This window comes from Bacteroides sp. 4_1_36 (genome assembly GCF_003466325.1).
GTDB lineage: Bacteria > Bacteroidota > Bacteroidia > Bacteroidales > Bacteroidaceae > Bacteroides > Bacteroides uniformis.
Genome location: NZ_QSOX01000013.1, coordinates 76,679 through 95,813, shown reverse-complemented (window position 1 = coordinate 95,813; position 19,135 = coordinate 76,679). Strand labels below are relative to the sequence as shown.

The 19,135-nt window shown below is 48.2% G+C and carries 9 protein-coding genes; 8 read left to right on the top strand and 1 reads right to left on the bottom strand.

Annotated elements, in window-relative coordinates:
- Positions 1-11 precede the first annotated feature (11 nt).
- Entirely contained in the window at positions 12-4,064 is a 4,053-nt protein-coding gene (locus DXD65_RS13355) for a hybrid sensor histidine kinase/response regulator transcription factor (RefSeq protein WP_005825860.1), read from the bottom strand.
- Between the two features lie 259 nt (positions 4,065-4,323).
- Here DXD65_RS13355 and DXD65_RS13350 point away from each other — a divergent pair, with 259 nt between their 5' ends.
- The 8 genes from DXD65_RS13350 (at position 4,324) to DXD65_RS13315 (ending at position 19,062) form a co-directional block, all read left to right on the top strand.
- Complete coding sequence (locus tag DXD65_RS13350) at positions 4,324-5,979, top strand: carboxylesterase/lipase family protein (protein ID WP_117887720.1); 1,656 nt, start codon at positions 4,324-4,326, stop codon at positions 5,977-5,979.
- 49 nt (positions 5,980-6,028) lie between these two features.
- The gene (locus DXD65_RS13345; protein WP_005825858.1) at positions 6,029-9,160 is read left to right on the top strand and encodes a SusC/RagA family TonB-linked outer membrane protein; all 3,132 of its coding nucleotides are present in this window, start codon (positions 6,029-6,031) and stop codon (positions 9,158-9,160) included.
- A gap of 51 nt (positions 9,161-9,211) precedes the next feature.
- Positions 9,212-10,762, top strand: a complete 1,551-nt coding sequence (locus tag DXD65_RS13340; protein ID WP_005825857.1) for a RagB/SusD family nutrient uptake outer membrane protein — start codon at positions 9,212-9,214, stop codon at positions 10,760-10,762.
- Positions 10,763-10,915: 153 nt separating this feature from the next.
- Positions 10,916-13,282 carry a glycoside hydrolase family 3 C-terminal domain-containing protein gene (locus tag DXD65_RS13335; protein ID WP_005825856.1) on the top strand — a complete coding sequence of 789 codons (2,367 nt, stop codon included), beginning with the start codon at positions 10,916-10,918 and terminating at the stop codon, positions 13,280-13,282.
- An 87-nt stretch (positions 13,283-13,369) separates the two neighbouring features.
- Positions 13,370-14,254 carry an alpha/beta hydrolase gene (locus DXD65_RS13330; RefSeq protein WP_008661995.1) on the top strand — a complete coding sequence of 295 codons (885 nt, stop codon included), beginning with the start codon at positions 13,370-13,372 and terminating at the stop codon, positions 14,252-14,254.
- Between the two features lie 31 nt (positions 14,255-14,285).
- Entirely contained in the window at positions 14,286-15,491 is a 1,206-nt protein-coding gene (locus tag DXD65_RS13325) for an esterase (RefSeq protein WP_008661994.1), read from the top strand.
- A 45-nt stretch (positions 15,492-15,536) separates the two neighbouring features.
- Positions 15,537-16,733: an esterase gene (locus DXD65_RS13320; RefSeq protein ID WP_117887719.1), complete on the top strand. Its 1,197-nt coding sequence runs from the start codon at positions 15,537-15,539 to the stop codon at positions 16,731-16,733.
- Positions 16,734-16,737: 4 nt separating this feature from the next.
- Entirely contained in the window at positions 16,738-19,062 is a 2,325-nt protein-coding gene (locus DXD65_RS13315) for a glycoside hydrolase family 3 C-terminal domain-containing protein (protein ID WP_008661992.1), read from the top strand.
- Positions 19,063-19,135 lie beyond the last annotated feature (73 nt).

Genomic DNA, 19,135 nt, shown 5'->3' with positions numbered 1-19,135 from the left:
CGACTGGTTTTTTACTTGCTGTATTCGCTCGGCGTCGCCCCGAATTGTTTCTTGAAGCTGGTCGAGAAATGGGACAGTGTACTGAATCCCGTCATGTCCGCTATCTCTGAGATGGTATATTTCCCTTCCTTTATCAATTTGGCGGCACGGTTCAGCTTGTAGGTCTTGAAGAATACGCTGGGGTTCTCACCCGTCAGCCCCTTTACCTTGTAATAGAATTTGGTGCGGGAGATTTTCAGCAGCTCGGTCATGCGCGCCACGTCCAGTTCCGGATTGGAGAGTTCGTTTTCCATCAGGTGGTAAAGTTCGGTCATGAAGGTGTTGTCTTGCGGGGAGAGCACGTTCTCCTCAATCTCATCCGTTTGGGTGGAACGGCTCAGGAGACTGCGCACTTTCTCACGGTTCTTCAGCTGGGATTTGATAAGCGCCAGCAGGTAGTTGGGCTCGAAAGGTTTCGTTACGTAGGCATCTGCACCGGTATTCAGACCTTCCACCTGGTTCTCTACAGTAGCTTTGGCTGTTACCAGTATCACGGGGATGTGGCATAGTTGCAAGTCTTCCTTTATCTGTCGGCAGAGGTCGTAACCGTTTCTTCCGGGCATCACTACATCGCTCAGTACGAGGTCGGGAGCTTCTTCGCTCATGGCTTTGAAGGCGCTGTCGGCATCGAAGCGGCAGACAACGTTGTAGACGGGAGAAAGCAGGGCCTTCAGGTAGTGGGCCACTTCCGTATCATCGTCTACCACCAGCAGGGTTTGCTTTTGTTGCCGGATGCTCTCTGTGTTTTCCAGTTGATACTGTTCTTCCGTTTGTATCGGAAACGCCTTGTTCTGTTCTTCTTCGGGGAGGGTACATTCTTCGGGGGTATAGGAGAGGTCATTCACCGGCAGCAGCAGGGTGAAGACGGCTCCGCTTCCTTCGGTACGGTTACCGGCTTTCAGGTAGCCGTGATGCAGCAGCGCCAGGCTGCGGGCGTAGTACAAGCCGATGCCGGTTCCCCAGTTATAGGTGCCTTTGGATTGATTGTCCAGTTGGTAGTAGCGTTCGAATACCTTCTCCAACTGTTCCTCGGGGATTCCGTTCCCGCTGTCGGCCACGGCAACTTTGACGTATTGCGTGTCGATGTCTTTGTCGGTCAGCGTAAAGAGACGCGCAGCCTCTTCGCGGGTAATGACGTCGAAGCACAGTTCCACTTTCCCACCGTTCGGAGTGAACTTCAAGGCGTTTGAAAGCAGGTTTCCTACAATCTTGTCCAGCTTGTCCACGTCCAGCCACATGAGGAAAGTATCCTCCAGGCCATAAGTGTTCAGTGCGATGCCTTTCTCGTTGGCGTTGATGCGGAAAATATCTACAAAGCGTTGCAGTTGCGAGATGATGTCAGTCCGTTTCACTCGCAGCTTCAGGGTGTCATTCTCCAGTTTGTTGAAGTCCATCAGCTGGTTCACCAGACGGAGCATGCGCCCCACACTGCGTTGTACGATGTAAAGCAGTTGTTTGTTTTCTCCCTCTATCTTGGGACTTTCGCAAAGTTGTGTCACCGGGCCCGAAATCATGGTGAGCGGGGTGCGGAACTCGTGCGAGATGTTGGCAAAGAAACTCATGTTCATGCGGTTCACCCGTTGTTCCTGCTCCTTCTCAAGTTTGGCACGCCGGGTGGTTTCTTTTTCCTGCTTGATACGTAGCCAGGCACGGATGAAGATACCGATGATGGCGGCGGCAATAAGCAGATAGATACACCATGCCCACCACGTTTGCCAAGGGGCGGGCTTTACGATGACGCGTATGGAATTCTCCCTTTCTACAATGCTCTTGTCGTTATTGGTTATTTTAACTTTGAAGGTGTAGGTACCGGCAGGCAGATTGGCATAGTAGGCCTCGCGGTTGTTGCGGGCATCAATCCAATATTTGTCGAAACCGTCCATCTTGTAATAATAATGTACGCGTTCATATTCGCAGTAGTCCAGTGCGGCAAAGGAGATGCTGAAACCATTCTGATTGTGGTCCAGGCAGATGTCCGGTCGGTAGGAGAGGTGCTTGTCTATACTTTCGCTGTCTTGTGGGCGTGCCAACCGGTTGTGTATCTTCAAATCCTCGAAGAGCAGTGGAATTTCCCGTTTGGTACTTACGTCCATAGGGTTGAAGAAAGTCAGCCCGTGCGTACCGCCAAAAACAAGTGTCCCGTCGGGCAGGCGGCATGAAGAACGGTCGTAAAACTGATTGCCGCCTATGCCGTCGGCGGCATAGTAGTTGGTAAATTTCCCTACGGTGCGGTCATATTTGCCCAGCCCGTATTGTGTGCCTGCCCATATATTGCCTTGTGCATCTTCCTCAATGCAAGAGATGTCCCGGCAGGGTGTACCCTCTATGGTCTCGATTTTTCCGGTGGCGGCAGAATAGTGCAGCAGTCCGTTGCTGACGGTCCCAATCCATACATCTCCACGACTGTCTTCGAAGATGTCGGTAGGGATGAATACTGAACGTTGGATACAAGCTTGCCAGTCGGTGTTCTCGAATGGTACTTCAGCGCTTTCCCAATTGTCGGGATTGATTTGCATGACTGGGTTCATGAAGGCAGTGGTCCACATCTTTCCGTTGTTGCGTGGAAGGAGTCCGGGTATGAAGGTTCCCGTCCAGGAAAATACTTTTGTTTGGACAAATTCTTTTTCTTTACGCTTTTTGGCATAAAGTTTAGGGCTGTATGTACCCACCCAAATTGTTCCACAACGATCTTGTGCAAACGACAGTGGTAGGAAGATGTCATGAATAGACTCTGTCTTCAGTATGCCGTTTTTATAGCTGCATTTCATCACCTTGCTCGCATAGAGGGCCGCCAGCCAGATGTAGCCCTCATCATCTACGAATACGCGTGTGATGTCCGGTTTGTCGGTAGCGCTTTTTCCCGGAAGTCCAGCCGAGTCCACTTCTTTCACTTCGTGGCTGTCCATGTTGTAAACGTACAGCCCGTCTATCATGGTGGCCATCCAGAGATTTCGCTCCTTGTCCACTGCCACGGACAGCACTGACTTTCGGTTCAGGTATGAGCTGAGATGATTATTGGTGTTGAAACGTTCTTTATAGTTGTAACGCACGACATAGCCTTGGTCTACAGAGCCTATCCACAGGTTTTTCTGTGAGTCGGTAAACATGGTGCTTATCTTGAAGTGAGGCACTTCGAAGGGAAAACCGTTTTCGCTCTGATGTATCACGTATCCTTCCACGTAGTTGTAGAGAAACATTCCTTGTTGGTCGGTATTCAGCAGCAGGCTGTTGCTGCCGTAAGGGTGGATGTAGTTGACGTTGGCATGCAGCAGCAACGGATGGCTCCGAAGGGCTTGGGGTGTTTCCTTGAATTTGTGCGTATGTGTGTCGAACAATGTTATCTGGCGGTTTCCCGCCAGCCATAGGATTCCGTTGGTGTGCATGAAGAAGTGGGTGGGAAAAATGCCTTGCATTGGAATGGAGTCTTCCAGCGCTAGTGTGGAGGAGTTGTAGCGGCGCAGAGACAGTGGGGTCACTGCCCACAGTTTGTTGCTCTGGTCTATGAAGCAGCGGTTGTTGAAGGTATAGTTTGGGTCAAATATCTTGATGGGTACGTCAAATTTGTGTGTTTGTGGATTATATACGGCAAGGTTGTGCATCATGTTCAGAAAAATCTTTCCGTCTTTGTTCTCGAGTATTTGGATGCCGTTTTTATTGGGGAAGTCCAGTGGGATATTTTGGAAATTATCTTTGTCTGTGTATAGGCTGGTTCCATTTACGGTGACTACCCACAACCGGCCTTGTGAATCACGGAAGAGGTCGTTGATTTGATTATCGGGTATATCCAGCGAGTCATCCGTACAGTAATACTGATGATATTCGTGTACATTATATTTGTTTACCCCTCGTGAAGTTCCTATCCAAATGTGTCCTTGTGCATCTTCGGCAAAGGCGGTGACCTTCTGATTGGAGAGGTCATTGGTGATGACGGGGCTTTCGATGCTGCCTTCCGGTGTGGGCTTTGTGTCCGACGGATTGCACGCGGTGATTAAACACAATAGAAGTAAGTATTTAATGTATTTCATAATATATAGTGTAGACTAAAAGCATTGGCATGTCATCCATTTGTTTTGTTCAACGAATCTCTGCATTACGATGCGAAAATACTCATAAAAATTGAGAGAGAGACTGCCGGAGAGCATGTTTTGAACAAATCTGCAAACATTTGAACATTGGAGAAAGCTGTTTTGAACATCGGGGAAAGCCGTTTGGATAACGTAGAAAATCCTTCTGGGGAGAATGTGCTAATATTGCAATCATAAAAACATAAAACTAATACATAATATGAAAAAGCAATTCTTGTCAGTGTTAGCATTCACCGCCATCCTACTTTCCTCGTGCGGAGGGACAGCTAAAATAGAGAAAGCATCTGCTTGTGGGCAGGAGGGGGAGATTACGGCTTCTTCGGCAACCGCCATTGCCGAGACCGAATCAGGAAAAGTAGCCGGATATGTGGAAAATGGTATCTATATATATAAAGGTATCCCATATGCCAAAGCCGAACGTTTTATGCCGCCCGTGGCCGCTGATAAATGGGAAGGCGTCCGCAGCAGCCGTGCCTATGGCCCTACTTGTCCGCAAGGCAAGCGCATGGGATGGTACAGCGACGAGCAGGCGTTTGCCTTCAACTGGGATGACGGTTATCCTGACGAGAATTGTCTGCGGGTGAATATCTGGACACCGGGACTGAAAGACGGGAAGAAACGCCCCGTCATGGTGTGGCTGCATGGTGGAGGTTATTCCGCCGGCAGTGGTCAGGAGCTTCCCTCGTATGACGGAACAAATCTGGCAAAGAAAGGGGATGCAGTGGTTGTGACGCTGAATCATCGTCTCAACGTCCTGGGTTTTCTCGACCTTTCCGCCTATGGCGATAAATATGCAAAATCGGGCAATGCCGGACTGCTTGATCTGGTGGCGGCACTGCAATGGGTGAATAAGAATATAGAATCCTTCGGTGGAGATGCTCGGAATGTTACCATTTTCGGTCAATCCGGTGGAGGAGGCAAGGTCTCTACGCTACTTGCCACGCCATCGGCGAGAGGCTTGTTCCATAAAGCCATTGTACAAAGCGGATCTATGCTTCGCACGATGGAGCAAAAGTATTCTCGTCGCATTGGCAGTGCCGTGATGGAAGAACTTGGTCTGAAGGCTTCGCAGATAGACGAACTCTGCAAGATGCCGTATGACAAGGTGCTTGCCGCCGGTGACAAGGCGATAGCCAAAGTGCGTGCAGAGGCAGAGAAGGAGGGGGTGTCTTCCTTCATTTTTGGCTGGGCGCCTACGGTGGACGGCGATGTACTGCCCGTACAGCCTTTCGACCCTCAAGCTCCAGCACAAAGCAAGGGCATTCCGGTAATGATTGGCACTACTCTGCACGAATTTACCATGAGTACTTATGTCCCCGCTTTTCGTACCATTACCAAAGAAAAAGCGGTGGAATTCCTGCAAAAGAAATACGGCGAACGTACGGACGAGTTCCTTACCGCTTTCGAGAAAGCCTACCCCGGCTATCAGCCTAAAGATTTGGTGGATGTGGACTTCGTGTTCCGTCCCGGTGCTGTGGAGCAGGCTAAACTGAAAGCTGCGCAGCAGGGTGCTCCGGTCTATATGTACATGTTCGCGTGGGAATCGCCCGTACTTGACGGCATGTTTCGCAGCACGCACTGCATGGACATTCCCTTTGCCTTCAACAATGTAGTGCGCCACGCTTCCATGACCGGGGGTGGCGCTGAAGCACAAGCTTTGGGCGAAAAGATGAGCAGCGCGTGGTTGAACTTTGCCCGTACGGGCAATCCCAATGCCGAAGGGTTACCCGAGTGGGAACCTTATACCGCAGAAAAGGGAGCAACGATGATTTTCAATAACGATTGCCAAGTGAAGTATAACCATGACAAGGAACTGCTGGAGGTAGTGATGGCATTTCCTACACGTGGGTTCTGACACTTTCTTAAGAAACCTTTTATTATTAACATAAATCTAATTTAATCAAATGAAACAAAATCTGAAGCAAACAGCTCGGAAGAGACTTGCAGCTATGGCACTCTTCCTATTGATCTGTCTTCCTTTCAGTCTGGCACAAGCCCAGACTATAAAGGTGAACGGTAGGGTTACTGACGACCTGAATGAACCGATGATTGGCGTGAGTATCTTTGAGAAAGGCACTACCAACGGTGTCATTACGGATATGGACGGCAACTACTCTTTGTCTGTGAAAGAAGGAGCGACGATTGTCTATTCCTACATCGGCTACCTGACACAAGAAAAGAAAGCAGTGGCAGGAGTAATGAATGTGATATTGAAAGAAGACACTAAAACGCTGGATGAAGTGGTGGTGGTAGGTTATGGCGTGCAGAAGAAAAGTTCACTGACCGGTGCCGTATCTTCGGTAAAATCAGAAGATATGGAAGCACGTACCATTACCCGTGCTGAGCAGGCATTGCAGGGTAAAACTGCTGGTGTGCAAGTGCTCAGTGCATCTGCTAAACCGGGTGCTTCTCCACAGGTGCGTATCCGTGGAATAAGTTCTAACGGCTCTTGCGATCCGCTGTATGTAGTGGATGGACGTATTGCCAGCGATATTGGTGGTATTGACCCTAATGACATTGAGTCTATGGAAGTTTTGAAGGATGGTGCTTCTGCAGCTATCTATGGCGCTGCTGCCGGTAACGGTGTAGTATTGATTACTACAAAGAAAGGAAAAGGAAACGGTAAAATCACATACGATTTTCAATATACTTCACAGAGTTTGGGTAAAGTACCCGAAGTAATGAATGCTGCGCAGTATAAGGAATTCTTCTTGGAAAACAAGAAGCTTACCCAGAGTGCTTTTGATACCTATTGGGATGGAAAAACCGATACGGATTGGGTCGATGAGGCTTTTGAAAACAGTTCGATGGTACGTCATAATGTGACTTTCCAAGGTGGTAGCGACAGAGGTTCTTTCTATCTGTCATTGTCCCACCTTGATAACGACGGTATGATTGTCGGCAATGCCGATACTTATGAACGACTCACGGGAATGGTAAATGCCAGCTGGAAAATCAAACCTTGGCTGGAGGTAGGTACCAATAATCAGATTGAGCACTACAAAACTCAGTCCGTAGCCGAGGGCAATGAGTATGGTAGCATGATGCTTTCTGTATTACAATTAGACCCTCTGACCAAGCCTCTTTATCCTATTGATGACTTGCCGTTGAATATGGCTACCATCTATAAGGATCATAAGAATATGTTGGGCGATGGAAACGGCAACCTTTATGGTGTATCAGCTTTCACTGGCAATGCCGAAGCTATCAATCCTTTTGCCATGCGTGACAACTCTTATACCAAGAACAGAGGCTTTAATATCAATGGTTCTACTTATTTGAATTTTATGCCTATCAAGGGGCTTACCGTTACTTCTCGTCTTTCTTATCGTTTGGCTTCAACTTCCTCTTATGGCGTGGGGCAATCTTATTACTATACTGACAAGGCTAAACGTGATTGGGTGGAGGTTTCGGCTTCGGATTATAGCCCAACCTATTATCAGTGGGAGAACTTTTTGAACTACACCCGTTCTTTTGGCAAACACAACGCAACATTGATGTTGGGAACTTCTTATAGTCAGAGCCGTTCTTATGGCGTTAGCGGAAGTAAGAAGGGATATAATGAAGATACTACAGATATGTGGGGAAATGTGATTAACAGAGTTTCGCATTTGGGTTTCTTGCAGAATGATCCTAATTTCTTCTACTTTGCCTATGCTACATCTGATGCTGTAAAGGATGTAAGTGGTGGTGAGCCTACCTATACTCGTAAATTATCTTACTTCGGACGTTTGAATTATGACTATGCCGGAAAGTACATGGCTCAGTTCTCACTGCGTGCCGATGCTGCTGACCTCTCTGTGTTGCCAAAGAACAAACGTTGGGGCTATTTCCCGGCAGTTTCTTTGGGTTGGGTTCTTTCGGAGGAAAATTTTATGAAAGGAACTGAAGACTGGCTGTCACAATTAAAGCTCCGTGCCAGTTGGGGACAGAATGGTTCTACTGCATCATTGGGCGGTTATAAATGGAATGTATCAATTGGTGCTACCGGGCATTTGGCTGTAGGTGATAATAATAATTTCTCTTACATCAATGGTTATGCTCCCTCTGCTACCGGTAATGACGGACTTAAATGGGAAACTTCTGAACAAACCAATATAGGTATTGATGCCCGTTTCTTGAATAGCCGTTTGACTGTTACAGCCGATTATTTCCATAAAAAGACAAAAGACCTGATTGTTTCGGGCATTAAGGCTTCAACTGTAGTAGGTAACAGTTTCTCGCCAGTTAATGCCGGTAATATTACGAACAAGGGGTTTGAATTGGAACTGGGATGGCAAGATCGTATTGGTGACTTTGCTTATGGTGTCCGTGCCAACGTTGCTACATTGAAGAATAAAGTGACCAAGATGCATGAGTCTTTATCAAGTATTGATGGGGCTACTTATGTGACTTATGGAGCCATTACTCGTTTTGAGGTAGGTAAGCCCGCGTGGTATTTTTATGGTTATGATTTCATGGGTGTGGATTCAAAAACCGGTGAGCCAATCTTTAGAGATATTGATGGTGTAGAAGGTATTACGGATAATGATAAGACAGAAATTGGTAAGGGAATTGCCGACTATACTTATGGTATTACCTTGAATGCAGCTTGGAAGGGATTTGATTTTATCTTGTTTGGTACGGGTTCTCAAGGTAACGATGTGTTCTGTGGCTTGAACCGTGTGGATTACAATTTGAATCAGCTGACTTATTTTACAAAAAACCGCTGGACAGAAAGCAATCGCAATGGGAAGACTCCTGCATCAGGCGCTACAGATTATACCAAGTATCTGACTTCTTCCGGTTGTGTATTTGACGGTTCTTATTTTAAAATTAAACAGATTCAGTTAGGTTATTCTTTCCCGAAGCAACTGATTAAGAAGGTAGCAATTGAAAATCTACGTATATATGGCTCACTTGAGGACTTCTTTACTTTTACAGACTATCCTGGTTTTGACCCTGAAGTTACCGGTGTCGGAAATTCATTAGGTGTGGATAAAGGTAGTTATCCTAATTCAAAGAAGGTTGTTCTTGGTTTGAGTGTGACATTCTGATTTTTATGAACTTATTAAAATGAAAAACATATGAAATTAAGATATTCTTTAATGCTCGGAGCGCTCCTTATATTGGCTGGCACTTCGTGTGAAGACAAATTGGATATACCTCAAAAAGGTGTATTGGACTTTTCCACTTATTATAAAACTGACGAACAAGCTCAAGCAGCGGCTGATGCGCTTTATATACAACTCAAGGGTACATACTATAACTATACGATGATGAAGAATGCCCTTTCGGACGATGTTTGGGCAGGTGGTGGTGGTCGTAATGACAATGCAGAGCTGGAAGGCTGTAATGAATATTCATTTGGCTCAGACCAAAGTTTTATCGGAGGCGTATGGGAAAGCTACTATCAGCTTATTTATAAGGCGAATGTGATTCTGGGACGTGTTGAGCCTGATACTGATTTGAAGAAGAAGGCTTGTGCTGAAGCCAAGTTCTTCCGTGCTTTTGCTTATTTTGATTTAGTTTCTATGTGGGGTGATGTACCATTGGTAGACCATGAACTTGATAAATCCGAATATCAGTTGGCTCGTTCGCCTAAGGCTGATATTTGGGCGTTGATAGAGCGGGACCTGACTGAAGCTATCAATTCAGGACTCTTGGAGGAAAAGAAGAGTGTAGATGATAAAACGACATGGCGTGTTACCAAGCAGTTGGCACAAGCTATATTGGGTAAAGCTTATTTATGGCAAGAAAAATTCCATGAAGCTGCTGTTGTCTTGAATGAGGTTAGAGCTAGCGGTAAGTATAAACTTTATGATGGAAATTATGAGGATATCTTGACCTACAAGGCTGAGTATAATTGTGAAAGTATGCTCGAAAGTAACCGTATTTTTGATGCAAGTAATTCCATGGATGAGTTCAGTTTCTTTGAGGTGATGAATCATTGGCGCACTGATAAGTTGGATATGTCTGGCTCTAACAATCAGTTTAATGGTACCGGATGGGGATTTATGGTTCCTCAGAAAAAGTTGTATGATGCATTTGTTCAGGAAGAGGGTGTAGATGGTTATCGGTTGAATCAGACAATGAAAACCTATGACCAAATTACTCAATTGGGTGTCAAGGTTGCCAAAGGGCAGAGTTTGATTAATGAAGGTTATTTCATGTGGAAACGTCGCTTCTCGAATGTAGAATCTCCTGCTGGGTTCTGGTGTTCATATAATAACTATCGTTGGATGCGTTATGCTGAAGTCTTGTTACTGGCAGCTGAAGCAAACCTGAAGGATGGCAATCAATCCGAAGCTGATGCTTGCTTGAATGAGGTGCGTCAGCGTGCAAGATTGGATGCTAAGACAGCTACCCTGGATGCCATTAAATTGGAAAAGAGACTGGAACTCTGTTCTGAATATACCCGTTATCAGGATATTATCCGTTGGAAAGATGCGGAGGCTTTGCTTAAGGATCAGGGTGAAAGAACACCTATCTTGTCAAATAAGGCAGGAAAAGATGAGCCGGATAATGTAGCGGTAGAATACATTCAGTATAACAAGGATAAAACGCGTTATGGTTTCAAGGAAAGACATTATTTGTTGCCTATTCCGGCAAAGGAGATCCGCTTGAATCCGAATATGGAACAAAATGCAGGTTGGTAAAGCGTATAAAGAATCAAAATCTAACTTCGTCGTCTGATGCAGATAAACAAAATTAGATTTTTCTAACTGATTAATTGTTTGTAGAAGAAGTCCCCCGTGGGAATCAGCTAATTGTACGGGGGCTTCTTTTGTGGCTTTTTAAATATAATATATATGAGAAGATTGTCAATTACTTTATTTTCACTCTGTCTGGCATCTGCCTTGACTGCACAGACGACCGGTTCGAATCAGTCAGTCAGACTGCGTGCCGACAATATCGACGAAGTGGTCAGTGCTATGACCCTCGAAGAGAAGGTACACCTCGTCATCGGTTGTGGGATGTCGATGGGAAGTGATACCAAGTTTCCCGGAACAGCGGGACGTACTTACGACATTCCCCGACTGGGTATCCCTTCCGCCTATCTTGCCGACGGACCGCACCGGTTGGCGATGGCTGCCAAGCGGGAATTCGACAGCCGTACTTATCATGCTACGGAATTCCCTTCCAGCACCACGGTGGCAGCTACTTTCAATCCGGATGCAGCCCATAAGGTGGGACGTACTTTGGGTATGGAAGTGAAGGATTATGGTTTGGATGTGTTGCTGGCACCGGGTGTCAACCTGATGCGAAATGTGCTTTGCGGACGTAACCATGAATATTATTCGGAAGATCCGGTGTTGGCTGGTAAAATGGCTGCTGCCTATATCAATGGAGTCCAGAGCCGGGGGACAGGTACCTGCCTGAAACACTTTGCCGTGAACAACCAGGAGACCAACCGCAATAACAACGACTCTCGCCTGACACAGCGCCCCTTGCGCGAGCTGTATTTGAAGTGCTTCGAGATTGCTGTCAAAGAGTCTCAGCCCTGGAGCGTGATGACCGCCTACAATAAGGTGAACGGCAAATATACCTGCGAGGACCGCGAACTGACAGAAGACATCCTCCGCGACGAATGGGGATTCAAGGGACTGGTGATGTCCGACTGGAATGCCGGAAAAGATGCCGTGACCTCCATCGTAGCAGGAAACGACATGCTTCAACCGGGGCAAGACCGCCAGTATAAAGCTATTTTGGAAGCCGTAGAGAACGGTACACTGGATTTGGCACTCCTCGACCGCAGCGTGAAGCGTGTGCTGGAGTTTGTGGTCAAGAGCCATACCTTTGCCGGCTACGAGTATCCCAATAAAACCGATTTGGAGGCTCATGCGCAAGTAGACCGTGAGATAGGTGCGGAAGGTATCGTGCTGCTGGATAACAAGCAGGCGCTACCCATGGCTGCCGGCATCAAAAAAGTGGCCCTTTATGGAACTACTTCCTATGACATGGTTCCTGCCGGCATGGGCTTTGGCAGTACGGGCATCGGCTATTACACGGTTTCTATGGTAGAAGGTTTGCGCAATGCGGGCTACATCGTGGACAAAGAATTGCTGAACTGCTACAAGAAGCATATGGCCGACGAGCAGAAACGGCTCTTTCCTCACGGAAAACCGCCTTTCGCCTTTACTCCGCTGCCCCGTGCCGAGGAGTTCCTGCCCACTGCCGAGGAACTGGCTGCACAAGTGAAGGCCAACGACATTGCCGTGCTTACGCTGGGGCGTGTCAGTGGCGAGGGCTGTGACCGCCGTGTGGAAGATTTCCTCCTGAAGGAGAACGAATTGGCTCTGATTAAGCAAGTGTCTGCCGCTTATCGTGCTGCAGGCAAGAAACTGGTGGTGGTTCTCAACATCTGCAGCCCGGTGGAGACTGCTTCTTGGAAGGGACTGGCAGATGCAGTGGTTTGTGCCTTCCAGCCGGGACAAGAGGTGGGTAATTGTATCACGGACATCCTGACCGGAAAGGTGAATCCTTCGGGCAAGTTACCCATGACGTTTGCCGTGAAATATGGCGATGCGCCGTCGGATGCTAACTTCCCTTTTGATTACGAGTTCAAGATGCCGTCGTTTGCTATGGGTACCGGCATGAACTTCAAGTCCGAAAAGAAAGAGGAGAAACCGAAGGAACCGGAGAAAAATGTGGATTTCACCAACTATGAAGAGGGAATCTATGTGGGTTATCGCTATTTCGACACTTTCGGTAAAGAGGTTTCCTATCCGTTCGGTCATGGTTTGAGCTATACTGCTTTTGACTATGCGGTAGAGAACGCCAAAATGGATGCCGACCGCTGTGAGTTGAAAGTGAGCGTGAAGAACATCGGCAAGGTGGCAGGGCGTGAAGCTGTACAACTCTATGTGAAAGCTCCGAATGGGGGACTTGACAAGCCTGCCAAGGAGTTGAAGGCCTTCGGCAAAACTGCCTTGCTCCAGCCGGGCGAGAGCCAGACACTGATTCTGACTTGGAACGTGATGGACATGGCTTCCTTTAATGAGAAAAACAGCTCTTGGGAGTTGGCTAAGGGTGAATATCAGTGGATGGTTGCCGCATCTTCGGCCGATGTGCGTTGCACAGCGGTACAGAGGGTGACAAAGGCACGCAAGCAGAAAGTGCATGATGCCATGCGGGCGCAAGTGCCTGTGGCTGTGTATCCGATGGTGAAGAGATGAGGGGGATATGCGTGAAAAAACTGATATATATCAATTAGTTTTAGAGTGGAAAACGCTTATTTTGTAGTACATTTTTAAATCGATACCATGAAAAGATTGATACTCTCTCTTTTAGCCGTCTGCTTGCTGTGGATGGCAAATGCACAAAATCCTGCATGGGGACCGCAAAGCAAGGTAGTGACCGACAGCATCTACAGCCAGGTATTGAAAGCACACCGTGCCTACACCATCTATCTGCCGCAAAGCTATAGCAATGAAACGGATAGGAAATATCCTATCCTCTATTTGCTGCACGGCATGTCGGGGGTGAATACCAGTTGGTTTACAGACCAACGTGTGAAGGACGTGATGGACCAGTTGGTGGCATCGGGCGAGGCTTGCGAGATGATTATCGTCAGCCCTAATGCCGGAGGCAATCCGGCTACTTGCTGGAACGGCTACTTCAACATGCCGGGCTGGGCTTACGAAGATTTCTTCTATAAGGAGTTCCTTCCTTATATAGAGAAGACTTACCGGGTGAAAGGTGATAAGCGGCATCGTGCCATTGCCGGACTTTCTATGGGCGGAGGTGGAACGGCAAGCTATGCACAGCGCTATCCGGATATGTATTGTGCTGCTTATGCTATGAGTGCTTTGATGAACATCCCCGTTAGTGGTGAGGAGGTGGGAAGAGACCCCGACCCCACAAACAAGATGGCTGTACTGACGCGTTCTGTGCAGGAGCATAGTTGCATCAGGTATGTGGCTGAGGCAGATGTTGCGCGTAAGGCACAGCTTCGTACTGTACAGTGGTTTGTGGATTGCGGAGACGATGACTTTCTGCTGGACCGTAATATAGAGTTTTTCCAGGCGATGCGTAATGCCGGTATCCCTTGCCAGTTCCGTGTGCGGGATGGCGGACATACCAGCGAATATTGGCATTCGGCACTTTATATGTGCCTGCCTTTTGTAAGTCGCTGCTTTGCTAAATAACAAGAAGCTAATTCATTTAATATAAGAAATTATGAAAAGATTATTAAGTTTGGCAGCGATGCTGCTGGTCTGCTGTGTCACCCTTTTTGCACAGCAAGCTCTTTGGGGAGGTGCGGCAGTTGTCTCTCCTGATATTCATGACGACAACACGGTTACTTTTCGCTTGAAAGCTCCTAAGGCTGTAAGGGTGCAGATTACCGGTGATTTTCTGCCTCCACAAACTATTAAGACTCCTCGTGGCGATTATGATGCACCGGGCATTGCCGATTTGACAGAGGGGAAGGATGGCGTTTGGGAATTTACTACTCCCGAACCATTGAAGCCGGAACTTTATGGATACTCCTTTATTGTGGACGGATTGAGAATGATGGACCCGAGCAATGTTTACATGATTCGGGATGTGGCTACCGTGACCAATGTATTTATCATCGGTGGTGACCGTGCCGATTTGTATAAAGTGAATAAGGTACCCCATGGAACGGTAAGTCGCATGTGGTACAATAGTCCTTCGCTGGGAATGGACCGCCGTCTGACGATTTACACTCCGGCTGGTTATGAAACCAGCGGCAAGCGTTATCCGGTATTTTATCTGCTTCATGGTGCAGGTGGTGATGAGGAAGCTTGGATTGCTCTTGGCCGTACTTCGCAGATATTGGATAATCTCATTGCACAAGGCAAGGCTAAACCTATGATTGTGGTGATGACTAACGGCAATGCTTGGCAAGATGCTGCTGCAGGTGAATCTCCCAAGGGTTTTGTTGCCCCCTCCATGCGTCCCGACGAAAGAGCGAAGGTGGCGGAAGGTGCTTTTGAACTCTCGTTCCCCGAAATCGTGAAGTTCGTGGAGAAGAATTTCCGCACTCTTGCCAATAAGAAGAACCGTGCCATTGCCGGGCTTTCTATGGGTAGTTTCCACTCTTGCAATATTTCCAAGTATTACCCGGACATGTTCGACTATGTAGGTCTTTTCTCCGGTGCAAGTACCGGAAACGATAAATCGACTTGTCCGGTCTATACCGACTTCGAAGGTAAGCTGAAGACTCAGTTTGCCAAGAAACCGGCTCTTTACTTCATCGCATGCGGCAAGACGGACTTTGTTTATAAAGGTGTGGCCGATTTTCGCAAGTTGCTTGACGACAATGGTTATAAGTACGAGTATCTTGAAACGGGCGAGGGACATATCTGGAGGAACTGGCGAATCTATCTGACGGAGTTCGCGCCGAAGTTGTTCAAATAAGAGGATTTGGTATAACTAATTTAATAACAAAATAACATACGTATCATGAAAAGAATTTCTATTTTGTCAGCTCTGTTGCTGATGTGTGCGATGACTTTCGCGCAACAAGCTCTCTGGGGAGGCGCTCCCGTGGTCTCACCTGAGATACACGACAACAATACAGTAACTTTCCGCTTGAAGGCGCCGAAAGCCGTAAAGGTGCAAGTAACTGGCGACTTCCTGCCTACGCAGAAAATCAAGACTCCTTTTGGTGAGTTTGATGGTCCGGGTGTGGCAGATTTGAAAGAGAACAAGGACGGTGTGTGGGAATTCACTACTCCCGAACCGCTGAAACCAGAACTCTACAGCTACACTTTCCTGGTAGACGGACTGAAGATTAACGACCCTGCCAACGTCTATATGATTCGAGACGTGGCAAGCGTGACGAATGTATTCATCATCGGTGGTGACGAGCGCATCGATCTCTACAAAGTGAATAAGGTTCCTCATGGAACGGTATCTAAGGTATGGTACAACAGCCCTACGCTGGGTATGGACCGCCGCCTGACTGTCTATACGCCTGCCGGATATGAGACAAGCGGCAAGCGCTACCCCGTCTTCTACCTGCTACACGGCATGGGTGGCGACGAGAACGCATGGAGCGAACTGGGACGTACGGCACAGATTCTGGATAACCTCATCGCCCAAGGCAAGGCCAAGCCGATGATTGTAGTAATGACCAACGGTAACGCTGCGTTGGAGGCTGCTCCGGGTGAATCGTCACTGGGTTTTGCCGCTCCCAGCATGAATCTGCCCAAGACGATGGAAGGCTCTTTCGAGACTGCTTTCCCCGACGTGGTGAAGTTCATTGATAAGACTTACCGTACGCAGGCCAACAAGCAGGGTCGTGCCATTGCCGGATTGTCTATGGGCGGTTACCACTCCATGCACATCTCCAAGCAATATCCGGATATGTTCGACTATGTAGGTCTGTTCTCGGCAGCCATCATGCCCAACAAAGATGTGAAGTCTCCGATTTATGACAACCTTGAAGTCAAACTGAAAACCCAGTTTGCCAAGAAACCGGCACTCTATTACATCGCTATCGGTAATAAAGACTTCTTGTTCCAGGCCAATAACGACTACCGCAAGATGTTGGACGAGAAGGGTTACAAATATGAATATTATGAAACCGGAGAAGGTCATATCTGGAAGAACTGGCGTATTTACCTGACAGAATTCGCACCGAAGATATTTAAATAAGATTATGAAGAAGAATATCATATCCATGGCAGCAGCAATGGCTGTTTTGTCAGCTTGCGGACCGGGTGTGCCGCAGCTTGGAAAGTCCTCTCTGGATGAGGTGATTGGCGCCATGACCTTGGAGGAAAAGGCGCATCTGGTAGTGGGTACCGGTATGGCAGGTTTCTCGGGTGACAGTGCCGTAATCGGTGCAACGAGAAAGCTGGTGCCGGGTGCGGCAGGAACCACATACCCGATTGAACGCCTCGGCATTCCCGCTGTGGTGCTGGCTGATGGTCCCGCCGGACTGCGTATCGACCCCAAGCGTGAGGGGGATTCGGCTACGTACTATTGTACTCATTTCCCTATCGGAACTTTGCTCGCCTCTACCTGGGACCAGGAACTGGTGGAAAGTGTAGGTCAGTCCATCGGTAACGAAGTGCTGGAATACGGTGCGGACGTGCTGTTGGCTCCGGCGCTGAACATTCACCGTAACCCGCTTTGCGGACGTAACTTCGAGTATTATTCCGAAGACCCGTTGGTGTCGGGTAAGATTGCCGCCGCCTACGTACGTGGTGTGCAGAGCAACGGTGTGGGTACCAGTATCAAGCACTTTGCTGTGAACAACCAGGAAACCAACCGTATGGCTACGGATGCGCATGTATCTCCACGCGCCTTGCGCGAAATCTACTTGAAAGGGTTCGAGATTGCCGTGAAGGAATCCGCTCCTTGGACCGTGATGTCCTCATACAACTACCTGAACGGTGTCTATACTTCGGAAAACAAGGAGTTGCAGACAACGATGCTGCGTGACGAATGGGGCTTCAAGGGTATGGTGATGACCGACTGGTTCGGTGGTAAAGATGCTGTGGCACAGATGGTGGCGGGCAACGACATGTTGCAGCCCGGTCTGCCCAAGCAGTACGAAGCCATCGTGAAGGGTGTGCAGGACGGAGCGTTAGATGAAGCCATCCTCAATCAGAATGTGAAGCGTATTCTGGAGATGATTCTCCAGACTCCCCACTTCAAGGGATATAAATACTCCAACAAGCCTGATTTGAAGGCGCATGCTGCCGTTACTCGCCAGTCGGCAACGGAAGGTATGGTATTGCTGAAGAACGATAACGGTGCTCTGCCGCTGGCTGCCGACGTGAAGAACGTGGCACTCTTCGGTTGCACTTCCTACGATTTCATTGCAGGCGGTACAGGTTCGGGCAACGTGAACCGCGCTTATACCGTTTCGCTATTGGACGGCTTGAAGAATGCCGGCTATGTGGTGGATGAAGCGCTGAAGAATAGCTATGAAGCTTACCTGAAAACCGAGAAAGAACGTCTGTCCAAAGATAAGAAAGAGTGGTTCATGCCCGATACCCGTCCGGCTGAGATGGCTGTTTCCGCACAAGTCATCCGCGAGCAGGCTGCCAAGGCCGATGTGGCACTGGTGACGCTGGGACGTACCTCCGGTGAGTTCCTTGACCGTATGGTAGCCGACTTCAACCTCACCAAAGAGGAACAGAACATGTTGAAAGCTGTGTCCGATGCTTTCCACGCTGCCGGAAAGAAGGTAGTGGTAGTGCTCAATATCGGTGGTGTGATTGAAACTGCTTCTTGGAAATCTGCTCCCGATGCCATTCTTTGTGCATGGCAGGCAGGCCAGGAGGGAGGAAACAGTGTGGCTGACGTGCTGAGTGGCAAGGCTTCTCCTTCGGGCAAGCTGACAATGACTTTCCCGGTGAAGTTTGAAGATGCCGCTTCTTCCGACAACTTCCCGATAGACATGCGTGTGAGCACCGACCTCATGAACAAAGGCGGGAAGAAGAACGACGTGAAGAACGTGGACTATACCAATTACGAAGAGGACATTTACGTGGGTTACCGTTACTTCGACACCTTTGGCAAGCAGGTTTCCTATCCTTTCGGTTACGGTCTTTCCTATACCACTTTTGCTTACGACAAGGCTGCTGTCAAGGCAGACAACGGTGTCTATACCGTGTCTGTAGAAGTGAAGAACACCGGTAAGGTAGCAGGCAAGGAAGTGGTTCAGCTTTATGTATCCGCTCCCGATGTTGCTGCCAACAAGCCCGAAAAGGAACTGAAGGCTTTTGCCAAGACCAAGGAGCTGAAACCGGGCGAAGCGGTTGTGGTGACGCTGAAAGTGAATGCTGATGACCTGGCTTCCTACGATGAGGCTGCATCGGCATGGGTGGTAACTCCCGGAAACTACAAGTTCCTCGTCGGGGCTTCCTCACGCGACATCAAGGCTACGCTGGAGGCTGAAGTAGCTGCCGCAACGCAGAAGACGAACAACATCCTGAAACTTCAGGAACCGATGAGCCTCTTGAAGAGATGAGAGTTGGATTGTCTGAAAAAATAACAAATCATACCCTAAAAAACATCCTGTTGTACCCTTTGGTATGGCAGGA

What these genes read in the sequence shown, in the direction of transcription:
- DXD65_RS13355 (WP_005825860.1), bottom strand. Translation starts at nt 4,064, where the DNA reads ATGAAATACATTAAATACTTACTTCTATTGTGTTTAATCACCGCGTGC.
- DXD65_RS13350 (WP_117887720.1), top strand. Translation starts at nt 4,324, where the DNA reads ATGAAAAAGCAATTCTTGTCAGTGTTAGCATTCACCGCCATCCTACTT.
- DXD65_RS13345 (WP_005825858.1), top strand. Translation starts at nt 6,029, where the DNA reads ATGAAACAAAATCTGAAGCAAACAGCTCGGAAGAGACTTGCAGCTATG.
- DXD65_RS13340 (WP_005825857.1), top strand. Translation starts at nt 9,212, where the DNA reads ATGCTCGGAGCGCTCCTTATATTGGCTGGCACTTCGTGTGAAGACAAA.
- DXD65_RS13335 (WP_005825856.1), top strand. Translation starts at nt 10,916, where the DNA reads ATGAGAAGATTGTCAATTACTTTATTTTCACTCTGTCTGGCATCTGCC.
- DXD65_RS13330 (WP_008661995.1), top strand. Translation starts at nt 13,370, where the DNA reads ATGAAAAGATTGATACTCTCTCTTTTAGCCGTCTGCTTGCTGTGGATG.
- DXD65_RS13325 (WP_008661994.1), top strand. Translation starts at nt 14,286, where the DNA reads ATGAAAAGATTATTAAGTTTGGCAGCGATGCTGCTGGTCTGCTGTGTC.
- DXD65_RS13320 (WP_117887719.1), top strand. Translation starts at nt 15,537, where the DNA reads ATGAAAAGAATTTCTATTTTGTCAGCTCTGTTGCTGATGTGTGCGATG.
- DXD65_RS13315 (WP_008661992.1), top strand. Translation starts at nt 16,738, where the DNA reads ATGAAGAAGAATATCATATCCATGGCAGCAGCAATGGCTGTTTTGTCA.